This is a genomic window from Schlegelella aquatica (genome assembly GCF_026013905.1).
Lineage (GTDB): Bacteria > Pseudomonadota > Gammaproteobacteria > Burkholderiales > Burkholderiaceae_C > Caldimonas > Caldimonas aquatica.
In genome coordinates this window covers 2,264,424-2,286,191 of record NZ_CP110257.1, presented here as the reverse complement: position 1 = coordinate 2,286,191, position 21,768 = coordinate 2,264,424, and the positions used below count along the sequence as shown (strand labels likewise).

At 70.2% G+C, this 21,768-nt stretch carries 19 protein-coding genes and 1 riboswitch; of the genes, 11 read left to right on the top strand and 8 right to left on the bottom strand.

Features of this window, described 5'->3' with window-relative positions:
- Nucleotides 1-25: 25 nt before the first annotated feature.
- From OMP39_RS10370 to OMP39_RS10355, 4 genes are all read right to left on the bottom strand, one after another.
- Nucleotides 26-523, bottom strand: a complete 498-nt coding sequence (locus OMP39_RS10370) for a GspH/FimT family pseudopilin (protein ID WP_264891651.1) — start codon at nt 521-523, stop codon at nt 26-28.
- Nucleotides 524-669: 146 nt separating this feature from the next.
- Nucleotides 670-1,128: a transcriptional regulator NrdR gene (gene nrdR / locus OMP39_RS10365; RefSeq protein ID WP_264891650.1), complete on the bottom strand. Its 459-nt coding sequence runs from the start codon at nt 1,126-1,128 to the stop codon at nt 670-672.
- Nucleotides 1,129-1,147: 19 nt separating this feature from the next.
- Nucleotides 1,148-2,395, bottom strand: a complete 1,248-nt coding sequence (gene glyA, locus OMP39_RS10360; protein ID WP_264891649.1) for a serine hydroxymethyltransferase — start codon at nt 2,393-2,395, stop codon at nt 1,148-1,150.
- 69 nt (nt 2,396-2,464) lie between these two features.
- Nucleotides 2,465-2,567: riboswitch (ZMP/ZTP riboswitch) on the bottom strand.
- Nucleotides 2,568-2,634: 67 nt separating this feature from the next.
- On the bottom strand, nt 2,635-3,537 hold the full coding sequence (locus tag OMP39_RS10355) for a lytic transglycosylase domain-containing protein (protein WP_264891648.1): 903 nt from the start codon (nt 3,535-3,537) through the stop codon (nt 2,635-2,637).
- A gap of 263 nt (nt 3,538-3,800) precedes the next feature.
- Here OMP39_RS10355 and OMP39_RS10350 point away from each other — a divergent pair, with 263 nt between their 5' ends.
- Nucleotides 3,801-5,366, top strand: a complete 1,566-nt coding sequence (locus tag OMP39_RS10350) for a UbiD family decarboxylase (RefSeq protein WP_264891647.1) — start codon at nt 3,801-3,803, stop codon at nt 5,364-5,366.
- Nucleotides 5,367-5,674: 308 nt separating this feature from the next.
- On the opposite strand, the gene OMP39_RS10345 is transcribed toward OMP39_RS10350, so the two are convergent.
- Nucleotides 5,675-6,484 carry a YdcF family protein gene (locus OMP39_RS10345; protein WP_264891646.1) on the bottom strand — a complete coding sequence of 270 codons (810 nt, stop codon included), beginning with the start codon at nt 6,482-6,484 and terminating at the stop codon, nt 5,675-5,677.
- A 210-nt stretch (nt 6,485-6,694) separates the two neighbouring features.
- Between OMP39_RS10345 and msrA the strand changes: the two genes are divergently transcribed.
- The 4 genes from msrA (at nt 6,695) to OMP39_RS10325 (ending at nt 12,826) form a co-directional block, all read left to right on the top strand.
- The gene (gene msrA, locus OMP39_RS10340) at nt 6,695-7,252 is read left to right on the top strand and encodes a peptide-methionine (S)-S-oxide reductase MsrA (protein ID WP_264891645.1); all 558 of its coding nucleotides are present in this window, start codon (nt 6,695-6,697) and stop codon (nt 7,250-7,252) included.
- A gap of 27 nt (nt 7,253-7,279) precedes the next feature.
- A complete protein-coding gene (locus OMP39_RS10335; protein ID WP_264891644.1) occupies nt 7,280-7,672 on the top strand; it encodes a hypothetical protein in 393 nt (130 codons plus the stop codon).
- A gap of 178 nt (nt 7,673-7,850) precedes the next feature.
- The gene (locus OMP39_RS10330; RefSeq protein WP_264891643.1) at nt 7,851-9,977 is read left to right on the top strand and encodes a TonB-dependent receptor; all 2,127 of its coding nucleotides are present in this window, start codon (nt 7,851-7,853) and stop codon (nt 9,975-9,977) included.
- A gap of 137 nt (nt 9,978-10,114) precedes the next feature.
- On the top strand, nt 10,115-12,826 hold the full coding sequence (locus tag OMP39_RS10325; RefSeq protein ID WP_264891642.1) for a hybrid sensor histidine kinase/response regulator: 2,712 nt from the start codon (nt 10,115-10,117) through the stop codon (nt 12,824-12,826).
- Between the two features lie 57 nt (nt 12,827-12,883).
- Here OMP39_RS10325 and pdxH read toward each other — a convergent pair whose 3' ends face one another.
- Entirely contained in the window at nt 12,884-13,522 is a 639-nt protein-coding gene (pdxH, locus tag OMP39_RS10320; RefSeq protein WP_264891641.1) for a pyridoxamine 5'-phosphate oxidase, read from the bottom strand.
- A gap of 162 nt (nt 13,523-13,684) precedes the next feature.
- On the opposite strand from pdxH, the gene OMP39_RS10315 reads away from it, so the two are divergent.
- Complete coding sequence (locus OMP39_RS10315) at nt 13,685-14,305, top strand: nucleotidyltransferase family protein (RefSeq protein ID WP_264891640.1); 621 nt, start codon at nt 13,685-13,687, stop codon at nt 14,303-14,305.
- Between the two features lie 25 nt (nt 14,306-14,330).
- On the opposite strand, the gene OMP39_RS10310 is transcribed toward OMP39_RS10315, so the two are convergent.
- Nucleotides 14,331-14,984, bottom strand: coding sequence for a gamma-glutamylcyclotransferase (locus tag OMP39_RS10310; protein ID WP_264891639.1), 654 nt, complete (start codon nt 14,982-14,984; stop codon nt 14,331-14,333).
- Between the two features lie 104 nt (nt 14,985-15,088).
- Between OMP39_RS10310 and edd the strand changes: the two genes are divergently transcribed.
- Nucleotides 15,089-16,903: a phosphogluconate dehydratase gene (gene edd / locus OMP39_RS10305; protein WP_264891638.1), complete on the top strand. Its 1,815-nt coding sequence runs from the start codon at nt 15,089-15,091 to the stop codon at nt 16,901-16,903.
- A 26-nt stretch (nt 16,904-16,929) separates the two neighbouring features.
- On the top strand, nt 16,930-17,556 hold the full coding sequence (locus tag OMP39_RS10300) for a bifunctional 4-hydroxy-2-oxoglutarate aldolase/2-dehydro-3-deoxy-phosphogluconate aldolase (RefSeq protein WP_264891637.1): 627 nt from the start codon (nt 16,930-16,932) through the stop codon (nt 17,554-17,556).
- A 39-nt stretch (nt 17,557-17,595) separates the two neighbouring features.
- Here OMP39_RS10300 and gloA read toward each other — a convergent pair whose 3' ends face one another.
- Nucleotides 17,596-17,988 (bottom strand): lactoylglutathione lyase, encoded by a 393-nt coding sequence (gloA, locus tag OMP39_RS10295; protein ID WP_264891636.1) that lies wholly within the window; start codon nt 17,986-17,988, stop codon nt 17,596-17,598.
- Between the two features lie 147 nt (nt 17,989-18,135).
- Between gloA and OMP39_RS10290 the strand changes: the two genes are divergently transcribed.
- From OMP39_RS10290 to OMP39_RS10280, 3 genes are all read left to right on the top strand, one after another.
- Nucleotides 18,136-18,876 carry a LysE family translocator gene (locus tag OMP39_RS10290; protein ID WP_264891635.1) on the top strand — a complete coding sequence of 247 codons (741 nt, stop codon included), beginning with the start codon at nt 18,136-18,138 and terminating at the stop codon, nt 18,874-18,876.
- A 341-nt stretch (nt 18,877-19,217) separates the two neighbouring features.
- Nucleotides 19,218-20,765, top strand: a complete 1,548-nt coding sequence (locus OMP39_RS10285) for a class I adenylate-forming enzyme family protein (RefSeq protein WP_264891634.1) — start codon at nt 19,218-19,220, stop codon at nt 20,763-20,765.
- A gap of 15 nt (nt 20,766-20,780) precedes the next feature.
- A complete protein-coding gene (locus tag OMP39_RS10280) occupies nt 20,781-21,593 on the top strand; it encodes a 3-hydroxybutyrate dehydrogenase (RefSeq protein WP_264891633.1) in 813 nt (270 codons plus the stop codon).
- Nucleotides 21,594-21,768 lie beyond the last annotated feature (175 nt).

The window sequence follows — 21,768 nt, the reverse complement described above, 5'->3', positions numbered from 1 at the left end:
CCGGCCGGCTCTTGAATGGGGGGATCTATTGCTTGCCCACATAGACCGATGCCACGTTGACGTAGATGAAGCGGCTCAGGCTCGTCCCTTCCAAGGTCACCTGCCGTCTGCCCGCGGGGGTGCTGTCGGTGAGCACGGCACCCGTGCCCGGGTCATAAGCAATGCCGTCCGCGCGGAAGTCGACACAGTGGGCCGCCACCTGCACGCCGGGGGCGAGGTCTCCCCGTCGAAGCTCGGCGCCGCCCTTGATCGAGACCGTCCAGCGATTCTCGGCCGGCCGGACGCAGTATTGGACGGCTGCGTTGCGCCGGATGGCCTCGGCACGCGCCGTCTGCAGCGCGCCCACCATCTCGTTGACTTGGGCCGTGAGCCGGTTGCCGCGGATCGTCTCGACGAAGCTCGGAGCGGCCACAGCGGCAACGACCGCCAGCACGGCGAGGACGACCATGAGCTCCACGAGCGTGAGGCCGCGCATGCCGCGTGCAGGTGGTGACGGAGATCGACGACGGGTGAGCCAGCTCATGGGGATCGACTGGTGCTGCTGGTTGGGGACGGCCGGCAAGCGGCATCGAAGCCGCGAGCGGACAGTACCAAGTCGGTTGAAAGCGGTGCCGGGCCAGTCGATGAGTGGGCCGATCGGCGTGATGGGCGGTCAGTCGCGCGAGATGCTCAACGTCGTTTGCGTGACGTTTCTCTCACCGCTTCCATGAACTCGCTCACGTCGTCGAAGCTGCGGTAGACGGAGGCGAAGCGGATGTAGGCGACCTTGTCGAGGCGCTTGAGTTCGCGCATGACGAGCTCGCCGACGAAGGTGCTGGTGACTTCGCGCTCGCCGCTGTGGAGCAGCGAGTTCTCGATGCGGGCGACGGCGAGGTCGACGGCCTCCGCGCTGACCGGGCGCTTGCGCAGGGCCAGGTTCATCGAGGCGCGCAGCTTGGCGCGGTCGTAGTCGGTGCGCCGGCCGTCCTTCTTGACGATGGACGGGAACTCGATGTCGGCGCGTTCGTAGGTGGTGAAGCGCTTGTCGCAGGCGACGCAGCGTCGCCTGCGGCGGATGACGTCGCCCTCGTCCGATTCCCGGGTCTCGACGACCTGGGTCTCTTCGTTGCCGCAGAAGGGGCAGCGCATGACGGGCGAGGGCGGGCGGTCAGCCGTAGACCGGGAAGCGCCGGGTCAGCTCGTGGACCTGGGCGCGCACGCGGGCGATCGTGGCCTCGTCGCGCGGGTGGTCGAGCACGTCGGCGATGAGGTGCGCGGTCTGCACGGCCTCGGCCTCCTTGAAGCCGCGGGTGGTCATGGCCGGTGAGCCGAGCCGGATGCCGCTCGTGACCATGGGCTTTTCCGGGTCGTTGGGGATCGCGTTCTTGTTGCAGGTGATGTGCGCCTGGCCCAGCACCGCCTCGGCCTCCTTGCCGGTGATGCCCTTGGCGCGCAGGTCCACGAGCATCACGTGGCTCTCGGTGCGGCCACTGACGATGCGCAAGCCGCGGCTGACCAGCGTTTCGGCCAGCGCCTGGGCGTTCTTCACGACCTGCTGCTGGTAGGCCTTGAACTCGGGGGTCAGCGCCTCCTTGAAGGCGACGGCCTTGGCGGCGATGACATGCATCAGCGGGCCGCCCTGGATGCCGGGGAAGATCGCGCTGTTGATCTGCTTGGCGACATGGTCCTTCATGAGGATGATGCCGCCGCGCGGGCCGCGCAGGCTCTTGTGCGTGGTGGAGGTCACGACGTCGGCGAACGGCACCGGGTTGGGGTAGACGCCGCCGGCGATCAGCCCCGCGTAGTGGGCCATGTCCACCATGAAGTACGCGCCCACGGCCTTGGCGACGCGGGCGAAGCGTTCGAAATCGATGCGCAGGCTGTAGGCCGACGCACCGGCGATGATGAGCTTGGGCTTGTGCTCGTGCGCCAGCCGCTCCATCGCGTCGTAGTCGATCTCTTCCTTGTCGTTGAGACCGTAGCTCACGACCTTGAACCACTTGCCCGACATGTTGAGCGGCATGCCGTGGGTGAGGTGGCCGCCTTCGGCCAGGCTCATGCCCATGATGGTGTCGCCGGGCTGCAGCAGCGCGAAGAACACGCCTTGGTTGGCCTGGGAGCCCGAGTTGGGCTGCACGTTGGCGTGCTCCGCACCGAACAGGGCCTTCAGACGGTCGATCGCCAGTTGTTCGACGATGTCCACGTACTCGCAGCCGCCGTAGTAGCGTTTGCCGGGGTAGCCCTCGGCGTACTTGTTGGTCAGCTGCGAGCCCTGCGCCGCCATCACGGCCGGGGAGGCGTAGTTCTCGGACGCGATCAGCTCGATGTGCTCTTCCTGGCGCTGGTTTTCCTGCTGGATGGCGGCCCAGAGTTCGGGATCGACGTTGGCGATGGTGGAAACGGTGCGGTCAAACATGTCCGGCAGTCCTCTTCGGTGCTAGATGTCCCTCAACTCGGCGGCGCCGCAGCGGGCGCGCGAGATCGAAAGGGCTGCCCAGGCGAACGGCGGAGCGGGCCCGGACCGAACCGGGGCCGACCGCACTTCCCGGTGGTGCACCACCTCGGGCTCGCCGGCTGCGCGGCCGGGGCCTTATCGCCAGTTGTGCGGCAACGGTTAGTGTAGCGGATGCGCCTGGGGGCCCGGCCGGCAGCCGGTCATTGGGCCCAGGCGACGCGCTCGACGTTCTTCGTCGGGCCGGCGTCGACGGCGGGGACCGCGGAGGCGGCGGCTTCGGGAGCGGCCGGTTGAGCGGCTTGCAGCAGTTGGGGCGCGAAGATCGGCACCTTCTGCCCGGCAGCCACCCGCTTGAGGTAGGTCTGCTCGGACAGGACCTTGCCGACGTACCCGCCGTCGGTGTCCAGATTGGCCGCACCGACGTAGTAGCGCAGGCCGCCTTCGAGGCTGCCGGCGCGGGCGATGCACTCTTTGAGCACCTGCACGCCGACGCGAAGGTTGGCGATCGGATCGAAGGCCGCATGCACGCCGCCGAAGGGCTCGTACTTGTCGTCGTGCACCCGCGTCATCACCTGCATCAGCCCCTGCGCCCCCACGGAGCTCTGAGCGAACGGGTTGAATCCGGACTCGATCGCCATGATGGCGAGGATGAGGGTCGGATCCACGCCCGCCCGCTGCCCCACGTTCCAGGCCTCCTGCACGAGGCGCGCGACGGGCTCCGGGGCGACGCGGTAGCGTCGGGCCAGCCACGTGGCGACGGCCGCCTGCTGCTTCGACAGCTCGCGGGGGTCGGCCGCCGTGGCCCGCTGGATCGCGGCCGGCTCGGCCAGCAGCGTGAGCAGTCCGTCGGAGGATTGCTCCAGCCGGGCCTCGTGACGGGCCTGCAGCCAGCCGAGGGTACGTGTTTCGAGTTCGTGGCGCAGCTCGGGTTGGGCGAGCCCGAAGGCCCCTGCGGCGATGACGGCCAGACCGATCATCGCCAGGCCGTTGTGGCTGATTTCCAGCAGACCCTGGCCGACGTCTTTGACGAACACCGTGACCGAGGCGACGGTCGCATTGCGCACGCTCTCGAGCGAGCGGCACAAGGATTCGAACGCTGTCATGTCACTCCTTTCCTGCCGCGCTCCGCGAGGCCCGCCGAGGCGGGGGCGGGGGACGGGGCGACGGCGATAATGCGCCGCGCGCCACGCCGGCACTGCAACAAGCGGTGCCCGAGCGAAACTGCGCGCGACAGATGAGCTGCGGTGGCAGCGTCGCACCGAACAGGCGGTGCGGGTAATCCCCTAACTGCGGGACGGGCGGATTCTAGGGACCGGTCAAATAACGGGTCAAGAATAAGGTTTTTGTGCTTTATGCTGGAATCGATATGAAGTACGCGGATCTGCGTGCGTTTCTTCACGGACTGGAGCGAGACGGGGATTTGTGCCGCGTGCGTCAGCCGGTCTCGCCCCATCTGGAGATGACGGCGTTGGCCGACAGGGTGCTCAAGGCCGACGGCCCGGCGCTGCTGTTCGAGCAGCCGGCGGGGCACCGGATGCCGGTGTTGGCGAATCTGTTCGGCTCCACCCGGCGGGTGGCGCGCGCGATGGGGGCGGCGGGCGTGGGTGAACTGCGCGACATCGGCCGCCTGCTCGCCACGCTGAAGGAGCCGCAGCCGCCGCGCGGGCTGAAGGACGCGGGGCAACTGGTGCAGATGGCCAAGGCCCTGTGGGACATGAAGCCTGCGGTGGTACGCACGGCACCATGCCAGGAAGTGGTGTGGGAGGGCAGCGAGGTCGACCTCGGCCGACTGCCCATCCAGCACTGTTGGCCGGGCGATGCCGCGCCTCTCATCACCTGGGGGCTGGTCGTCACACGGGGGCCGCAAGGCGTGCCCCAGGCGCGGCGCCGTCAGAACCTGGGCATCTACCGGCAGCAGGTCATCGGGCCGCAGCAGGTCATCATGCGGTGGTTGGCTCACCGAGGCGGGGCGCTCGACTTCCGCGAGTTCGCACTCGCGCGGCCGGGGCAGCCGTTCCCGATTGCCGTGGCCTTGGGGGCCGATCCAGCCACCACGCTCGGCGCGGTGACGCCGGTGCCGGACACGCTTTCGGAGTACCAGTTCGCCGGTCTGCTGCGCGGCAGCCGCACCGAGGTGGTGGACAGCGCGGTGGGCGAGGGCGAATGGAAGCTGCAGGTGCCGGCCACGGCCGAGATCGTGCTCGAGGGCCACATCCCGCCGGCCCCGGCGGGGTACGAAGGCGTCTCGCCGGCCGGGGTGCCGCTGAAGGAGAGGGGCGGCTACCTGCATGCGCTGGAGGGCCCGTATGGCGATCACACCGGGTACTACAACGAGCGGGAGTGGTTTCCGGTGTTCGAGATCTCGCGCATCACGACGCGGCGCGCCCCCATCTATCACAGCACTTACACCGGCAAACCGCCGGACGAGCCGGCAGTGCTCGGGGTGGCGCTCAACGAGGTGTTCGTGCCGATCCTGCAGAAGCAGTTCCCCGAGATCGTCGACTTCTATCTGCCGCCCGAAGGGTGCAGCTACCGCATGGCGATCGTGAGCATGCGCAAGTCGTACCCGGGCCACGCGAAGCGGTTGATGTTCGGCGTGTGGAGCTTCCTGCGGCAGTTCATGTACACCAAGTTCATCGTCGTCACCGACGATGACGTGGACATCCGCAACTGGCAGGACGTGATCTGGGCCATCACGACGCGCATGGACCCCGTGCGTGACACGACGCTGGTCGATCACACGCCCATCGACTATCTTGACTTCGCATCGCCTGTTTCCGGCCTGGGCGGGAAGATGGGCCTGGACGCGACCCACAAGTGGCCGGGCGAGACGGAGCGCGAGTGGGGGCGTGTGATCGAGATGGACCCCGATGTGCGCCAGCGCATGGACGCGCTGTACGAGCAGATCCTGGGCGGGACCAGCGGCCAATGAGCGCCGCCTGCGTCATTGGAAAGCGCGATTGACCGTACCGGAAGACTGGCAGTATCGTTACTGCGCCTGTATGTGAATTGCGGGCATCATCGAGGCGCAGTCGCTGCGCACGAAGGGGCCCCGGAACGAGTCTTCCAGAGCCTCGCCAGGTGGTCTGGGCCACCGCCCCCCTCCGCGCCTTCGAGCCGGAGGGGTTTCTATTGGGCCGTCTGTCTCGACGAACGGCAAAGCGGGGCCGGCCCTGACCCTGGGGCCGGCCTTGGCCCTATTCGTGCGCCCCCGGGGCGTGCGCCCCACCCCCCAGGGGGTCAGGCACCGACCAGCCAGGCCAGCAGCTCGCGCAGCACGACGCGGTTCTCGTACAGCCCTTCGCTGCTCGGCAGCCACTCCAGCGCCGGCGCGGTGCGGCGGACGTGGAAGCCCATGGGGGCGCCCACCACCTGCATGTCGTTGCCGAGGACTTCACGGAAGGAGCGCAGTGCCCTCGGCATGTGCCACGCGTGCGTGACGATGATCACCTTGCGCACCCCGGCGCTGCGCAGGAGGGCGGCGGTGCGGGCGGCGTTCTCATGCGTGTCGCGCGACAAGTCCTCCACCCAGCGCAGGCGCAGGCCGAACTCCTCCTGGGCGAGCCGCTCGGCGATGCGTGCCTCGGGGGTCTCGCCGTCCAGCTGGGACCATCCCAACCCCCCGCTGAACCCCAGCGGTGCACCCGTGGCACGCGCCAGCCACACCCCGTAGCGCAGCCGCTGGTGCGAGGCGGGGGTGAGGTCGGAGACCCCGTACTCGGGGGCGCGCGGCTTCATGCCGCCGCCGAGCACGATGATCGCCAACTCGGTGCGGCCGCGAGGCTGCGCCTTCACTTCCTTGCGCAACGCCTCGATGTCGGCCTGCGTCCATGCGGGCGGCGTGCGCAGCACGAATTGCTGCAAGACGCGGGCGAAGCCGCTCGTCGAGGTGAGCCACAAGCCGAGGCAGGCGGCGAGGACGAGCGTGAACCCCAGCACCCGGCGGGGCAGGATGAGTCGCGCGCCGACGAGCACGAGCAGGATCAGCGAAGCGGGCGGCAAGACCAGGGCAGTCAGCAGGGGCTTGTAGGCGGAAAGGAACTCAGGCATGGGCGGATGTCAGCTCTTCCGACGAAAAGCCCGCAGCTTACGCGACGAGCACGCCGCCGGCGCGCCCTGAGTGGAGCGGGGCGCAGCCGCGCGGACCTCGACCTCGACTGCTATGCTGGAATCGAGTCCCTGGACGGTGCCTCCCTGGACGGTGCCTTCGAGTCCTCGGACGGTGCCTCGAACCCGAGCGCTTCTGGCTGGAGCACGACGATGACCCCGACCGACGGCGCGCAGCGCGAAACCATCTACCTCGCAGGCGGTTGTTTCTGGTGCCTGGAGGCGGTCTACGACAGGGTCGAAGGCGTGCTGGACGTCGAGTCGGGGTACGCGAACGGCCACGTCGAGCGACCCACCTACGAGGAAGTGTGCAGGGGCGACACCGGTCATGCGGAGGTGGTCAAGGTGGTGTTCGACCCCGCCCGCATCGCGCTGCGCGAGCTGCTGGAGATCTTCTTCGTGATCCACGACCCGACCACGCTGAACCGTCAGGGCAACGACGTGGGGCCGCAGTACCGCTCCGGCATCTACTGGGTGGACCCGCGCCAGGCCGACGTGGCGCGCGAAGTGATCGCGTCGCTCGCGACGAGCGGCGCGGTGGCCGGCCGGGTGGTGACGGAAGTGGAGCCGCTGCGGCAGTACTGGCCGGCCGAGGACTATCACCAGAACTATTTCGCCAAGCACCCCCACCAGGGCTATTGCTCCTACGTGGTGGCCCCGAAGGTCGAGAAGTTCATGAAGACCTTTTCGAGCAAGTTACGCAAGGGGTGAGTCCGGGCCCCTAGAATCGCCGCCCGTATGGCAGGACGGGCAGGGCGCGGGATCATCGGCAGACGGCGTGCGGCGGCCCCGGCATGGGGCTGGTGGCTGGCCCTTGCGCTCGTGGCTGCGCAATGGCTGGGGGTGCTGCATCGCGCGGCACATGTGCCTGCTGCGGGCGCGGAGCACGCCGCGGCCTCGGCTCCCGTGCGCGAGGTCTCGCGCTGGGCTTCCTGGTTTGGCGACCATGCCGACGAGCGTGCCTGCCTGGTGTTCGACCACGCCACGTGCGCCGACGCCGCGCATGTCGCGGTGGCCCTCGTGGTCGAGTCGCCGGCCCCTTCCGTGCCGCGGGCCCGGCCGTGCCCCTGCCGCCGAGGCGCGCCCGCACGCGCTTTCGACGCACGAGCGCCGCCGGCCTTCCTGAGCTGATCGTTCCTGTTGCGCCCTGCGTCCGGGCCGCCGCGAGCGGCACGGTCGAGGGGTGCCCGTCTTTCATGCGGACCGCACCGGCCCGGCCGGCCGATCGACCGCGACCGGCCCGGCCCGCGCCGCGCCTCGGCCGTCGGCTGCGCGGCGCACGGTCCTTCCGATGCTCAGGATCTTGCTCATGAACGCTTTCCACTCCGAGGGCCGGCCCCGCGTGCGCGGCCCCGTCGCTTCTTTCCACCTGTGGTCCTTCCCCCCTTCCAGCGGGGCAGCACGGGGGCTCGCGCGCTCGCCCGTCGGGTGGGCGTGCGCCTTGGCCTGTGCGGTCTCGCCGGTCGCGGCTCAGGCCGAGCAGGCGCTGCCCACGGTCGTCGTCACCGGCAACCCCCTGGGCCAAGCAGAGCCCGCTGCCCCGGTGGTCGCTCTCGAGGGCGACGCGTTGGCGCGCCGTCGGGGCGCGACGCTCGGCGAGACGCTCGACGGCCTGCCGGGCGTGTCGTCCAGCTACTTCGGGCCGAACGCGAGCCGGCCGGTGATCCGCGGGCTGGATGGCGACCGGCTCCGGGTCTTGCAGAACTCGGGCGCGTCGGTGGACGCGTCCAGCCTCAGCTTCGATCACGCCGTGCCCCTGGACCCGTTGGTGGTGGACCGGGTGGAGGTGCTGCGAGGGCCGGCTGCGCTGATGTATGGCGGCAGTGCCGTGGGCGGGGTGGTGAACGCGCTGGACAACCGCATCCCGCGAGCGCCTGTGAGCGGTGTGACGGGCTCGGCGGAGCTGAGAGCGGGCGGGGGCGCCTCGGAGCGGGGCGGTTCGGCCCTGGTCGAAGCGGGCGATGGGCGGATCGCGGTCCATGCCGACGCGTTCTCGCGCGAGACGGAGGACTTGCGGGTGCCGCGCTTCGTGCCCCGCACGCCGGACGGTGCGGCGGGCGCGGCGACGCGGCGCATCGAGAACTCTCAGTCCGATGCGCGCGGGGGAGCGCTCGGTGCCGCGCTCACCTTCGACCGCGGCTACCTCGGGGCTTCGGTGGATGCGTACCGCAACGACTACGGCGTGGTGGTGGAGCCCGAGGTCGCGATCCGCATGCGGCGCGAGCGGCACGCCCTGGCGGGCGAGTGGCGGCCGCAAGGGGGCTGGTGGCGCGCGGTCCGTATGCAGTTGAACCACACCGACTACCGCCACGATGAGGTGGAGGGCGAGGAGGTCGGCACCCGTTTCCGCAGCCAAGGCGCGGACGGTCGGTTGGAACTCGTGCACCGCCCCTGGGCGGCCCTGGGGGGCGCCCAGGGCGTGGTGGGACTCCAGGTCGAGCGCTCGGACTTTGCCGCGCTGGGCGAAGAGGCCTTCGTGCCGAGCACGCGCACGCGCTCGAGCGCGGTGTTCGTGCTCGAGGAATGGACCACAGGTGCGCTGCGGTGGTCCGCCGGCGTGCGCCGCGAGCAGGTGCGCGTCGGCTCGGACGGCGACGCGCCCGGGGAGGAGATGCGCTTCGGAGCCGCGTCCGAGCGGCGCTTCGGGCTCGGCAGTGCGTCGCTCGGGCTGAGTTCAGAGCTCGCCGGCGGGTGGCGGCTGGGCGGCAGCCTGTCGTACACCGAGCGTGCGCCGACGTTCTACGAGCTCTACGCCCGGGGCGTTCACGTGGCGACGGGCGCGTACGAGCGCGGGGACCCGGCTCAGCGCAAGGAGCGCGGCACGCACCTGGAGCTGAGCGCACAGTGGAAGGAGGACTCGAACTCGCTCAAGGCGAGCGCTTTCGCCAGCCGCTTTTCTCGCTTCATCGCGCTGGAGGGCACCAAGGAGGTGGTGGAGGAGCCGGGGGAGGACGGGGAGGTCGCCTCGTACCCCGTGTACGCGTTCCGCGGGGTGAGGGCGCGCTTCCACGGCGTCGAGCTCGAGGCGCGCCGTCGGGTGGCCGCGCGGCCCGCCCGCATCGAGCTGGAGGCGCGTCTGGACTGGGTGCGGGCGTCCAATGCGGACACTGGCGAGCCGCTGCCCCGCATCTCGCCTGCCCGGTTGACCCTGGGAGCGCAGGCCGCCCGCGGGGCCTGGCAGGCCGGTGCCGAGGTCCAGCATGCGGCCCGCCAGTCTCGCGTGCCGGGCGACGACGTGCCGACGCCGTCCTACACGCTGCTGCACCTGCACGCCCGCTACCGGGTGCAGGCGGGCGCCAGCCATTGGACTTGGTTCGTGCAGGCGCGCAACCTCACGAACCGGCTCGCCTACAACGCCGCTTCGATCCGCACCGTGCGTGAGTTGGCGCCGCTGCCGGGCCGGGCTCTGCAGGTGGGCTTGAGGGCGAGCTTCTGACACAAGGGGGGCGCCTCGGGCCCCCGGGCCGCGCGCGGCTCGCAGCCGGTCGAAGACGCGCCTGCCCCGTTGCCCGGGTCTTGGGCGGGCCGGAAGAGGATGGCACACTGCGCGGGACGCAGCCCCGACCGGTCCCCATGCCCCTCCCTTCTCTTCCGGCCGCCCCTGGATGGGCGCACGCCCTGCTCGACCTTGCGGCCGAGCCGATGGCGGTATGGGACGCCCAGGGCGAGCGGCTCTATGCGAACCGGGCCTGGGAGTCCTGCTTCGGTGGCGGCTCGCACGAGGCATGGTTGTCGCGCCTGGGCGAGCCGCTGCAGACACGGGTGCGCGAGGCGTTGAGGCGAGGCGAGGGCGTCGCACCGGTGCGGGCGACTTGGCTGCCCTCGCTGGCCTGCGGGCGCCTCGATCCATCGGAGGGCGAGTTCGCCCTGTCACCCTGGCCTGCGGCCGAGGGGGCTGCCCCTGCCGGTGGCACCCCCGTGCACGAACGCTGCTGGCTTGCGCGCTGGTTGCCCCTCCAGGCACAGCACCGGGCCGAGCGCCGTGCCGAGATCCTGGCCGAGCGGCTGGAAGTGGCCCAGGAGTTCGGGCGTCTGGGCGTCTGGGGCCGCGACCTGAGATCCGGCGGCGGCTTCTGGGACGCCCATGTGTTCCGGTTCTTCGGCATGCCGGTGCGTGAGGGGGCCCCCTCGTTCCAGGAGGCGAACGAGCGCGTGCACCCGGAGGACCAGGAGCGGCTGCGGCGCCTGTGGTATCGGAGTCTGGAGGCGGAGGGCCGCTACGACGTGCACTACCGCGTGGTGCAACCCGACGGCAGCCTGAAGCGCATCCATTCGCAGTGGATGGTCAAGGCGGACGCCTCCGGCCGGCCGGCTCGCGTGGTGGGTGTGATGATGGACGACACCGACAGCTACGAGATCGGGCGGCGCATGGAGTCGATCTCGACGCATCTGGCGATGGCCGCGGAGCTGGTCGGGCTCGTGATCTGGCACCAGGACTGGGCGAGCGGCATCACGCACTTCAACGACGAAGGCGCGCGCCTGCTGGGATTGCAGCACGCGCGCCCGCTGCACATCGAGGAGATCTACGCGCACCTGCATCCCGACGACCGGCCGGTGGCACGGCAGGCGAGCGAGCGCGCCTTGCGCGCGGACGCTCCGGTCGACGCGATGCTGCGCTACCTGCAGCCCGATGGCAGCACGCGACAGGTGCTCACGCGCCGCGTGGCCGAGCGTGACGCAGACGGCCGTTGCGTGGCGATCATCGGCGTCGCGCTGGACCTGACCGACCGCGAACGCACCGAGGCCGAATTGCGCGAGGCCCGGCATCGCATTGCCCTCGCCGCACAGGGCGTGGGCATGGGCACGTGGGAGCGCGATCTGGTGCACGACGTCTCGTACTGGGACGCCCAGATGTACCGCTTGCGCGGTCTGCGCCGAGACGAACCCCGGCCTGCCAACGAGTTGCGCATCGCCTGCGTGCATCCGGACGATGTGGAGCCGATGCTGCGGACCTACCGCGAGGCGTGGCAGGACCGGGGCTGCGATGTGGTGGGTCACGAGTTCCGGGTGGTGTGGCCCGATGGCTCTGTCCACTGGCTGGCCAGTCGCGCCCGCATCTTGCGGGACGCCAGCGGGCGGCCGGTGCGCATGCTGGGAGTGAACTGGGACATCACCGAAGTCAAGCAGGCCGAGCAGATCCGACGCGAGAAGGAGGCGGCCGAGCAGTCGAGCCGCGCGAAGTCCGAGTTCCTCGCGCGCATGAGTCATGAACTGCGCACGCCGCTCAATGCCGTCCTCGGGTTTGCGCAGGTGTTGCAGGCCGACCAGGAAGAGCCGCTGTCGGGGCCGCAACGCACGCGGGTGGACCATATCGTCGCCGCGGGGCGCCATCTGCTCGCGCTGATCGACGACGTGCTGGACCTGGCGCGCATCGAATCGGGCGCGGTGCAACTCGAAGCCCGCGTGATCGCGCTGCAGGACGCAGTGGTGGACGCGGTGGAACTCGTCGCCCCGATCGCACGGCGTGCAGACATCGCGGTCCACCTCGGCCCCCTGCAGGGCTGGGTGGTGGCCGATCGGCTGCGGCTGCGTCAGATCCTCATGAACCTGCTGTCGAACGCCGTGAAGTACAACCGCCCGGGAGGGGAGGTCACCGTGAGCGGGCAGTCCCGGCCCCCCTGGGCGTGGATCGAGGTGCGCGACACCGGCATCGGGATGAGCGAGGAGCAGCTCAAGCGCCTCTTCGAGCCCTTCAACCGGTTGGGCAGGGAGCGCGAGGGCATCGAGGGCACGGGCATCGGGCTCGCGATTGCGCAGCAGCTCGCGCAGCACATGGGCGGCCTCATCAAGGTGCGCAGCCGGCCGGGGGAGGGCAGCGAGTTCAGGCTCTGGCTGCCCGCGGGCGAGGACGGCCAGCGCGGCGCGTCGTGGACGTCACCGGCTGCGCACGAGGTGCCCTCCGTGCGCCCGCGCGCCTCACACCTGCTCTATGTCGAGGACAACCCGGTCAACGTGCTGCTGGTGGAAGAGCTGGTGCGTCTGCGCCCCGGTGTGCAACTGTCCGTGGCCACCAGCGGTGCCGAAGGAGTGGAGATGGCGCGCAGCCTGCAGCCCGATCTGGCACTCATCGACATGCAGTTGCCCGACATCACCGGCGAGGAGGTGCTCAGGCGACTGCGTGCGGACCCTTCCACCGCGTACCTGCGATGCATTGCGCTGTCGGCCAACGCGATGCAGGAGGACGTGGATCGTGCATTGGCCGCAGGCTTCGAAGCCTACTGGACCAAGCCGATCGACGTGAAGCGCTTTTTGCACGCCCTGGACGAGACGCTCGCGACCGAATGAAGTGAAGGCCCGGCCTGGAACGGGGCCGGGCCGCCACGCAGGGCGAGACGGGGCTGCTCAGGGTGCCAGACGCTCGCGCACCCAGTGGCCGTCCACGAGGCGGTAGCACAGACGGTCGTGCAGGCGCGACTTGCGCCCTTGCCAGAACTCCCAGCGGTCGGGCGTCAGGCGAAAGCCGCCCCAATGCGGCGGCCGTGGCGGGTTGAGGCCGAACTGGGCCGCATAGCGCGCTGCGTTGGCGACGAGCACGGCGCGCGAGGCGATGGGCCGGCTCTGGGGCGAGGCCCACGCTCCGATGCGGGAATCGAGCGGGCGCGAATGGAAGTATTCGTCGGATTCGGCGTCGCTCGTTTTTTCGACCTTGCCCTCGATGCGCACCACCCGTTCCAGCTCGACCCAATGGAACTGCAACGCGGCATACGGGTTATGCGCGAGCTCGCGTCCCTTGCGGCTTTCGTAGTTCGTGTACCAGACGATGCCGCGGTCGTCGCAGCCTTTGATCAGCACCACGCGGGTCGAGGGGCGCAGATCCGGTCCGACGGTGGCGACCGTCATCGCATTCGGCTCGGGAATCTGCGCGCGGATCGCCTCGCTCAGCCAACGCTCGAACTGCACACGCGGGTTCGGGTCCGCTGCATGCTCGTCCAATTCGGCGCGTTCATAACTCTTTCGGAGATCGGCGAGCTTCTTGTCCATGACGGGCAGTATAGGCAGCGCGCCTGCTCGGCCTGTGCGGGCTGACAGGCCGGGCAACTCCGTAGGGAGAGATACCACTTCATGAGGGGCCCCGTCTGCGGTTCCATCATGACTGCGCGCCGGGCCCGTGCAGGCGCATCGTACGCAGGAACAATGATCGTGATGGACTCCTCTCCCGTGGTGATCGTTCTAGCTGCCGGCGCCGGTTCGCGGTTCCATGGGCAGGGACACAAGCTGACGCAGGAGTTCGGTACTTCGAGCGTCATCGGCACTACGCTCACGAACGCGATCCTGAGCGGCTTGCCCGTGCGCGTCGTGACGACTGCGGAGTTGGAACCTCACATGCTTCAATGGGTGCCGCCCGACCACGTCGTGCGGGTGGCGTTGCCGGACGACGAGTCCGAGTGGGGCATGGGCTACTCGATCGCGGCTGGCGTGCGGGCCAGTGGCCAGGCTCCCGGCTGGCTGGTGATGCCCGGAGACATGCCGCTCGTGCAGCCGTCCACCTTGCGTGCAGTGGCTGCGGCGCTCGCCGAGCATCCCGTCGCCTTTGCGCAGCACGGTGGGCGGCGAGGCCACCCTGTGGCATTCGCGAGCGAACTCTACTCGGAGCTCGCGCGGCTGACGGGCGACACCGGCGCGTCCCGCATCGTGGCGCGCTATCCCGCCGCGGCAGTCAATGTCGGCGATCCCGGCGTGCTGTTGGACCTCGACACACCGGACGATCTCGCGGCGCTGCAAGCTCTGCACGGCGAGGGCGGTGGCGCGGGAACGGCGCGGTAGGGAGCCGATGCGGCCGTGGCGGGCCTCAGCCGAGCAGGCCGTGCCGTCGGGCGAGCATGAGCACGGCCTCCACGCGCCGGTCGCGGATGCCGTGTGAGAGCAGGCTCTCCTGCGTGCGGTGCACGTACTCGAGCGTGGTGCCGTAACGCCCCTTGGCGCTGCGCAGGATCTCCAGCAGGCGGGGCTCGGGCAGTTCTCCCGTGTAGTTCGGGCTGGTGCGGCTGAGCGTGAATCCAAGGGCGCGCACCAGCCCTTGATGCGTTCGGCACGGCAACCAGCGCGGGTCGTACACGCCGGTGGGCATCTCACGCTGCCACAGGCGGTCGAGCTCCCGGCGGGCGAGGGGGGCCGGCACGCGAAAGACGACCCCCTGGCACGAGCCGCCCGGCATCAATGCGAACACCAGGCCCGGCACCTCCGGCGTGCCCCGGTTGATGCGCGACCACATCCGCAACGCGCGGTGGTAGCCGAGCACACGCGCCATGCGTCGCTCGATGTGTTCGACCTCGGGGTTCCAGATGAGCGAGGCATAGCCGAAGACCCAGAGGTCGCCCCCGTCCCACTGGCGCAAGGTTTGCTCCAGCAGCAGTTGGGGATCGCGCAGCGCGAGCGGGTGCACATCGAGCAACGTCGGGTGCGAGACCGGCCCGGGGCGCGCGTGGCGGTCGTGCGAAGTCATGGATGGTCAGGACATTGTTTCGATTTGACCATGTAACTAGGTTACCTAATAATCGGAGCCATGGTTACAAGCAGCATCTCCAGCATCAACAGCCAGACGTGCCGATGAATCCCGTCATCGCCAGAGTCACCGAGCGCATCCGGCGTCGCAGCGAGGCGACGCGCGGCGCCTACCTGCTTCGCGTCGCCCGCGCGGCGGACCGCCCGCGAGGTGCCGACCGGATGGGGTGTGCCAACGTGGCACATGCCTTCGCGGCCCTGCCGCCGCCGCTCAAAGTCAAAGTCCTCTCCGAGCGGGCGCCCAACATCGGCATCGTCACCGCCTACAACGACATGCTCTCGGCGCACCATCCGTACGCGGGCTATCCGCAGGTCATCAAGGACGAGGCGGCACGCCTGGGCGCAACGGCGCAGGTGGCCGGGGGCGTGCCCGCGATGTGCGACGGTGTCACGCAAGGCCTGCCGGGCATGGAGCTGAGCCTCTTTTCGCGCGACACCATCGCGATGGCCACCGCGGTCGCGCTGACGCACGACGTGTTCGATGCGGCGCTGCTGCTGGGCATCTGCGACAAGATCGTGCCCGGTCTGCTCATCGGCGCCTTGCACTTCGGCCACCTGCCCTGTGTGTTCGTGCCCGCAGGTCCGATGAGCACCGGCCTGTCCAACAGCGAGAAGGCCCAGGTGCGCGAGTTGTATGCGCAGGGGCTGGTGGGGCGCGAGCAATTGCTGGAGGCCGAATCGAAGGCCTACCATGGCCCCGGCACCTGCACTTTCTACGGCACGGCCAACAGCAACCAGATGCTGATGGAGGCGATGGGCTTGCACGTGCCCGGGGCCGCTTTCATCCCGCCCCACACCGAGTTGCGCGAGGCGCTCACCCGCGAGGCGGTGCGCACCGTGCTGGCCAACATCAAGGGCAAGCGCTTTACGCCGATCGGCCACTTGGTGGATGAGCGCAGCATCGTCAATGCGATGGTCGCGCTTCTGGCCACCGGCGGCTCGACCAACCACCTCATCCACTGGGTGGCGGTGGCTCGTGCGGCCGGCCTCGTGATCGACTGGGACGACTTCTCGGAGCTGTCGGCCGTGGTGCCGCTGCTGGCGCGCGTGTACCCCAACGGCAGCGCCGACGTGAACCAGTTCCAGGCCGCCGGTGGGCCGGGCTTCGTGCTGCGGGAGCTGCTGGACGGCGGGCTGCTGCATGCCGACGTGCTGACCGTGGCGCTAGAGGGCTTGCGGGCCTACACCCGCGTGCCGGTGCTGCAGGAAGGCGCGCTGCGCTGGCAGGACCTGCCCGAGGCCAGCGGCGACGAGGGCATCGTGCGCGGGGTGGCGGCGCCGTTCAGTCCCACGGGGGGCCTCAAGGTCCTGCAGGGCAACCTCGGCCGGGCGGTCATCAAGGTCTCGGCCGTGCCGCCGGACAGGCACATCATCGAGGCGCCGGCGCTGGTGTTCGACAGCCAGGAGGCGTTGCAGCAGGCGTTCAACGACGGGCAGTTGGAGCGGGACTTCGTCGCGGTCGTGCGCTTCCAGGGCCCGCGGGCCAATGGCATGCCCGAACTGCACAAGCTCACCCCGCCGCTCGCAGTGCTGCAAGGCAAGGGATACCGCGTGGCGCTGGTCACCGACGGGCGCATGAGCGGGGCTTCGGGCAAGGTGCCGGCTGCGATCCACGTGAGCCCCGAGGCGCTGGCGGGCGGTGCGCTGGCCAAGCTGCGTGACGGGGACCTCATCCGCCTCGACGCGGTGAAAGGCACGCTCGATGCACTCGTGCCCGAGGTGGAGTGGGTGGCGCGGCCGGTGGCCGAGCGCAGCGCGGAGCAGGCCCAAGACTGTGCCCACATGCTCGGACGCGAGCTCTTCGGCGGCATGCGCCGCAACGTCACCAGCGCCGAGGAAGGCGCCTGCACCTGGTTGTGAACCTGGTCGTGAGGAAGGACCTTGTGATGAGCACCCTCGAGCTGGCCTCCCACGGCCCTGTGATCCCCGTCATCGTCATCGACCGGCTGCAGGACGCGGTGCCGCTCGCCGAGGCCTTGGTCGCCGGCGGCGTGCGTGTGCTGGAAGTGACGCTGCGCACGCCGGTGGCGCTGCAATGCATCGAGGCGATCGCCAAGGCGGTGCCCGAGGCCATCGTGGGCGCCGGCACGGTGCGTACCGGCTTGGATGCGCAATCCGCCAAGGACGCGGGCTGCCGTTTCGCGGTCAGTCCGGGCTACACGCCCGAGATCGGACGTGCCTGCCAAGACCTCGGGCTCGCGCTCTTGCCTGGGGTGTCCACGGCCAGCGAGGTGATGACCGCCAACGCCGATGGCTACCACTTCCTGAAGTTCTTCCCGGCCACGGCCGCGGGGGGCGTGCCGATGCTCAAGGCCCTGGCCGGTCCGTTTCCCGACGTGTACTTCTGCCCCACCGGCGGCATCACCCTCGAGACGGCACCGCAATTCCTTGCACTGCCGAACGTGAAGGTCTGCGGCGGCTCGTGGCTCACCCCGGCGGATGCGGTGCGCGAGGGGGACTGGCCCCGCATCACGCGCCTCGCACAGCAGGCAGCGGCGCTGCGCCGCGGCTGAACAGAGCAGAAGGCAGAAGGGCCGTCCTGCGCGGCGGGATCATCCCGCCGGTTTGCGCTCGATGAGCTCGATCTTGTAGCCGTCGGGGTCGGTCACGAAGGCGATCACCGTCGTGCCCCCCTTGACGGGCCCCGGCTCGCGGGTGATCGTGCCGCCCGCCGCACGGATGCGCTCGCATGCCGCGTAGGCGTCGGGCACCTCGATCGCGATGTGACCGTAGGCCGTGCCGAGGTCGTAGCGGTCGACGCCGTAGTTGTAGGTGAGTTCGATCTCGGCGTGCTCGGGATTGGTGCCATAGCCGACGAAGGCGAGGGAGTATTGCTGCTCGGGGCGGTCGGTCGTGCGCAGCAGCTTCATGCCCATCACCTGGGTGTAGAAGTCGATCGAGCGCTGCAGATCGCCGACGCGCAGCATCGTGTGGAGGATTCTCATTGCGGTGCGAAGAAGAAGGTCGGGACGCCAACGATAAAGCACGTCGCTCAGCGGCGCACGACGGCGGCGCGATGACCGTGACGGCAGCCCCGGTGGGCTGTCGCGGGCTCGTGGTGCACCGGGGCCCCCGGAAGGCGAGCCGTCTGGGTGTCGGACCGTCTGGCGGACCGTCTGGGTGTCGGACAATGGGCGCAGATCGGTCGTGAGGGGTTGTTCGTGCTGACGTTGTTCGCCGCCGCGCTCGTGCTTGGTTTCGTCTTCAATGCCGCGCCGGGAGCGGTCTTCGCCGAGACGGTGCGCCAAGGGGCGCGTGGCGGCTTCCGGCCCGCGTTCGCGGTGCAGATCGGCTCGCTCGTGGGCGATGCCTTGTGGGCGGTGCTGGGGCTTGCCGGTGTCGGACTCCTGCTCCAAAACCCCGCGCTGCGAGCCCCGGTCGGCGTGGCGGGCGTCGCGTACCTCGTGTGGCTCGCGTGGGATGCCTGGAAGGCCGCGAGCCACGAGTTCAATGTGCAGGGAGCGCCGATGGTGGCCTCCCGCAAGGCATTGCGCGCCGGCATCCTCCTGTCGGTGACCAACCCCCAGAACGTGGCCTATTGGGCTGCCGTGGGCAGCGCGATGGGCGCCGTGGGCATCCACCAACCGACCGCGGGCGACTACGGGGTGTTCTTCGCAGGCTTCATGGCCTCGTCCGTGCTGTGGGCCTTCATTTGCGCCGCGCTGGTCGACCGCCTGTTCCGCCGTGTCGGAGCGCAATGGGCGCGTTGGACTTATCGAGCCTGCGCGGTGGCCTTCCTGGTGCTGGCACTGTCGTCGCTGCGCGACCTGGTCGGGCCACGCCCCGCGACCGAGGCAGCCAGCCCCCGGGCCGTGGTGAACGGCCGGCCCTGAGCGCGAGGCCGGCCTCGCGGTGCCGCGGTGAACGCCGACGGGCGCGTGCGCCGGCGCGTCTCGGGCAAACCCTGAGGTAATCCTGCGGCTTGCCGTCCCCAGAGCTCACCCTCTACGCTGCGGGCAGGAATCACTGCGGAGTTCGATGTGACGACCTCTTTCCTGCACGAAAGCTCCGGGCGTGGGGGCGGCCGCGGGGCGTCGGCCCGGGCCAAGGGGCCCCGGCAACCGGCTGTCGGCCCGCGCGCATGCCGGCGCCCGGACGCGGCGTTGCCGGGGGCGTTCGACGTGCGCGGCCGGCACGCCTTCTCGTGCCACGCCCTGCGGGAGGTGCGGCGCGCATGAACCTCGCCCACCTTTTGGTGCGTGCCGCCGGCACGGCGGGGGACCGGCCGGCGGTCTTTCTGGGCACGCACGCGCTGCACAGCTACCCTGCGCTCGCACGGCGCGCGGCCTCGTTGGCCGGTGCGCTGCAGGGCCGATGGCGCTTGGCGCCCGGCGAGCGCGTCGGCATCTTCGCCACCAACCACCCGGCCGTGCTGGAGATCCTTTTCGGCTGCTGGTGGGCGGGGTTGGCGGTCGTGCCGATCAACCCCAAGCTGCATCCGCGCGAGGCGCAGTACATCCTCTCGCACAGCGGCGCGTCGCTGGTGTTCACGACGGAGGACATCGCCGCGGGCCTGGAGGGGCAGTGCAAGGCGTTGCCGTCTCTGAAGGAGATCGTGTGCATCGAGCGGCCCGACTATGAGCGGCTGTTGCAGGCCGAGCCGCTGCCGGGACCGCTGCACCGCGCGCCCGAGGAGCTGGCCTGGCTGTTCTACACCTCGGGTACGACCGGCCGTCCCAAGGGCGTGATGATCACGCACCGAAACCTGATGGCGATGACGCTGTGCTACTTCGCCGACGTGGACTCGGCGCAGCCGCAGGACGCGGTGCTGTATGCGGCGCCGATGTCGCATGGCGCCGGGCTGTACGGGCTGCCGCACGTGGCCGCCGCGGCGCGCCACGTGGTGCCCGACAGCCGCGGCTTCGATCCGGCCGAGATCCTCGCGCTGGCACGGCACCACCGCGACGTGTCGATGTTCGCGGCGCCCACCATGGTGCGCCGGCTGGTCGAGCAGGCTGCCGCGCAAGGCGAGGAGGGCGACGGCTTGAAGACGGTGGTCTATGGCGGCGGGCCGATGTACCTCGAGGACATCCAGCGCGCGCTGAAGGTGATGGGCCCGCGCTTCGTGCAGATCTACGGCCAGGGCGAGAGCCCGATGACCATCACCGCGCTCGCGCGCCGGCACCTGATGGACACCAGCCATCCGCGCTACTTGCAGCGCCTGGGCTCCGTGGGTGTGGCGCAGACGGCGGTGGAAGTGCGCGTCGCCGACGAGGCCGGGCGCGACCTGCCCGCTGGCGAAACCGGCGAGGTCGTGGTGCGCGGCGACACCGTGATGGCCGGCTACTGGTGCGACCCCGAGGCCACCGCGCGCACGATCCGCGACGGGTGGCTCTACACCGGCGACATGGGCAGCCTCGACGAAGACGGCTTCCTCACGCTGCGTGACCGCTCGAAGGACGTGATCATCAGCGGCGGCTCCAACATCTACCCGCGCGAGGTCGAGGAGGTGCTGCTGCGGCACCCGGACGTGGCGGAGGTTTCCGTCGTCGGCCGGCGCGATGCGCAGTGGGGCGAGGTGGTGGTGGCCTTCGTCGTGCCGCGCACCGGCGCGTCGCTGCACGCCGATGCGCTGGACGCGCTGTGCGTCGAGCACATCGCCCGCTTCAAGCGGCCCAAGGAGTACGTCTTCGTCGAGGCCTTGCCGAAGAACCACTACGGCAAGGTGCTGAAGACCGAGCTGCGCGCGCGGCTGCAGGCTGGACCGGACGCGGCGCGCTGACGCCGGAGGACACCCATGGACGACACCTTCCTCAAGGGGCGCACCGCACTGGTCACCGGGTCGGTGCAAGGCATTGGCCTGGCGATCGCCGAACGCCTGGCACGGGCGGGCGCGGCGATCGTGCTGCACGGTCTGGCGACGCAAGCGCAGGCCGCCGAGGCCGAGGCGGCGCTGCGGTGCGCCGGCGCCGAGGACGTGCTGTTCCTGGACCACGACCTGCGCGCACCCGCGGCCGTCGAGGCCCTGATGGACCGCGCGCTCGGCTGGCGCGGCGGGCTGGACGTGCTGGTCAACAACGCCGGCATCCAGTTCACCGCACCCATCGTCGAGATGCCGCCGCAACGCTGGGACGCGATCCTCGCGATCAACCTGACGGCCGCCTTCCACACCATGCGTCGCGCGCTGCCCGGCATGCTCGAGCGCGGCTACGGGCGCGTCGTCAACATCGCCTCGGTGCACGGGCTCGTGGCCTCCATGCACAAGGCTCCGTATGTGGCGGCCAAGTTCGGGCTGGTGGGCCTCACGCGTGTGGCTGCGCTGGAGTGCGCGGCCGCGGGCACGCGCGACAGCGGCGGTGTCACCGCCAACTGCATCGCACCGGGCTGGACCGAGACGGCGATCATCGAACCGCAGATCGTCGCGCGCGCGGTGCAACTCGGCATCGACCGCGACGCGGCGGTGCGTGACCTGCTGCGCGAGAAACAGCCCAGCCTTCGCACCTCGCGTCCCAGCGAGATCGCCGAAGTGGCCGCGATGCTGTGCCGCCCGTGGGCGCACAACATCAACGGCATCACGCTGCCGGTCGATGGGGGCTGGACGGCCCAGTAGCGAGCGCCGCGCAGCCGGTATGCCTTTGCCCCCGGGGCTTGCGCCCCACCCCCCGAGGGGGTTGTCGGCCCGGCTTCGGGCGGCCGGGCGCCGGGCCTATCTTTGCCCCCGGGGCTTGCGCCCCACCCCCCGAGGGGGTTGTCGGCCCGGCTTCGGGCGGCCGGGCGCCGGGCCT

Excerpts from the sequence above, each read along its gene's own strand:
- OMP39_RS10370 (WP_264891651.1), bottom strand. The coding sequence starts at position 523 with ATGAGCTGGCTCACCCGTCGTCGATCTCCGTCACCACCTGCACGCGGC.
- nrdR (WP_264891650.1), bottom strand. The coding sequence starts at position 1,128 with ATGCGCTGCCCCTTCTGCGGCAACGAAGAGACCCAGGTCGTCGAGACC.
- glyA (WP_264891649.1), bottom strand. The coding sequence starts at position 2,395 with ATGTTTGACCGCACCGTTTCCACCATCGCCAACGTCGATCCCGAACTC.
- OMP39_RS10355 (WP_264891648.1), bottom strand. The coding sequence starts at position 3,537 with ATGACAGCGTTCGAATCCTTGTGCCGCTCGCTCGAGAGCGTGCGCAAT.
- OMP39_RS10350 (WP_264891647.1), top strand. The coding sequence starts at position 3,801 with ATGAAGTACGCGGATCTGCGTGCGTTTCTTCACGGACTGGAGCGAGAC.
- OMP39_RS10345 (WP_264891646.1), bottom strand. The coding sequence starts at position 6,484 with ATGCCTGAGTTCCTTTCCGCCTACAAGCCCCTGCTGACTGCCCTGGTC.
- msrA (WP_264891645.1), top strand. The coding sequence starts at position 6,695 with ATGACCCCGACCGACGGCGCGCAGCGCGAAACCATCTACCTCGCAGGC.
- OMP39_RS10335 (WP_264891644.1), top strand. The coding sequence starts at position 7,280 with ATGGCAGGACGGGCAGGGCGCGGGATCATCGGCAGACGGCGTGCGGCG.
- OMP39_RS10330 (WP_264891643.1), top strand. The coding sequence starts at position 7,851 with ATGAACGCTTTCCACTCCGAGGGCCGGCCCCGCGTGCGCGGCCCCGTC.
- OMP39_RS10325 (WP_264891642.1), top strand. The coding sequence starts at position 10,115 with ATGCCCCTCCCTTCTCTTCCGGCCGCCCCTGGATGGGCGCACGCCCTG.
- pdxH (WP_264891641.1), bottom strand. The coding sequence starts at position 13,522 with ATGGACAAGAAGCTCGCCGATCTCCGAAAGAGTTATGAACGCGCCGAA.
- OMP39_RS10315 (WP_264891640.1), top strand. The coding sequence starts at position 13,685 with ATGGACTCCTCTCCCGTGGTGATCGTTCTAGCTGCCGGCGCCGGTTCG.
- OMP39_RS10310 (WP_264891639.1), bottom strand. The coding sequence starts at position 14,984 with ATGACTTCGCACGACCGCCACGCGCGCCCCGGGCCGGTCTCGCACCCG.
- edd (WP_264891638.1), top strand. The coding sequence starts at position 15,089 with ATGAATCCCGTCATCGCCAGAGTCACCGAGCGCATCCGGCGTCGCAGC.
- OMP39_RS10300 (WP_264891637.1), top strand. The coding sequence starts at position 16,930 with ATGAGCACCCTCGAGCTGGCCTCCCACGGCCCTGTGATCCCCGTCATC.
- gloA (WP_264891636.1), bottom strand. The coding sequence starts at position 17,988 with ATGAGAATCCTCCACACGATGCTGCGCGTCGGCGATCTGCAGCGCTCG.
- OMP39_RS10285 (WP_264891634.1), top strand. The coding sequence starts at position 19,218 with ATGAACCTCGCCCACCTTTTGGTGCGTGCCGCCGGCACGGCGGGGGAC.
- OMP39_RS10280 (WP_264891633.1), top strand. The coding sequence starts at position 20,781 with ATGGACGACACCTTCCTCAAGGGGCGCACCGCACTGGTCACCGGGTCG.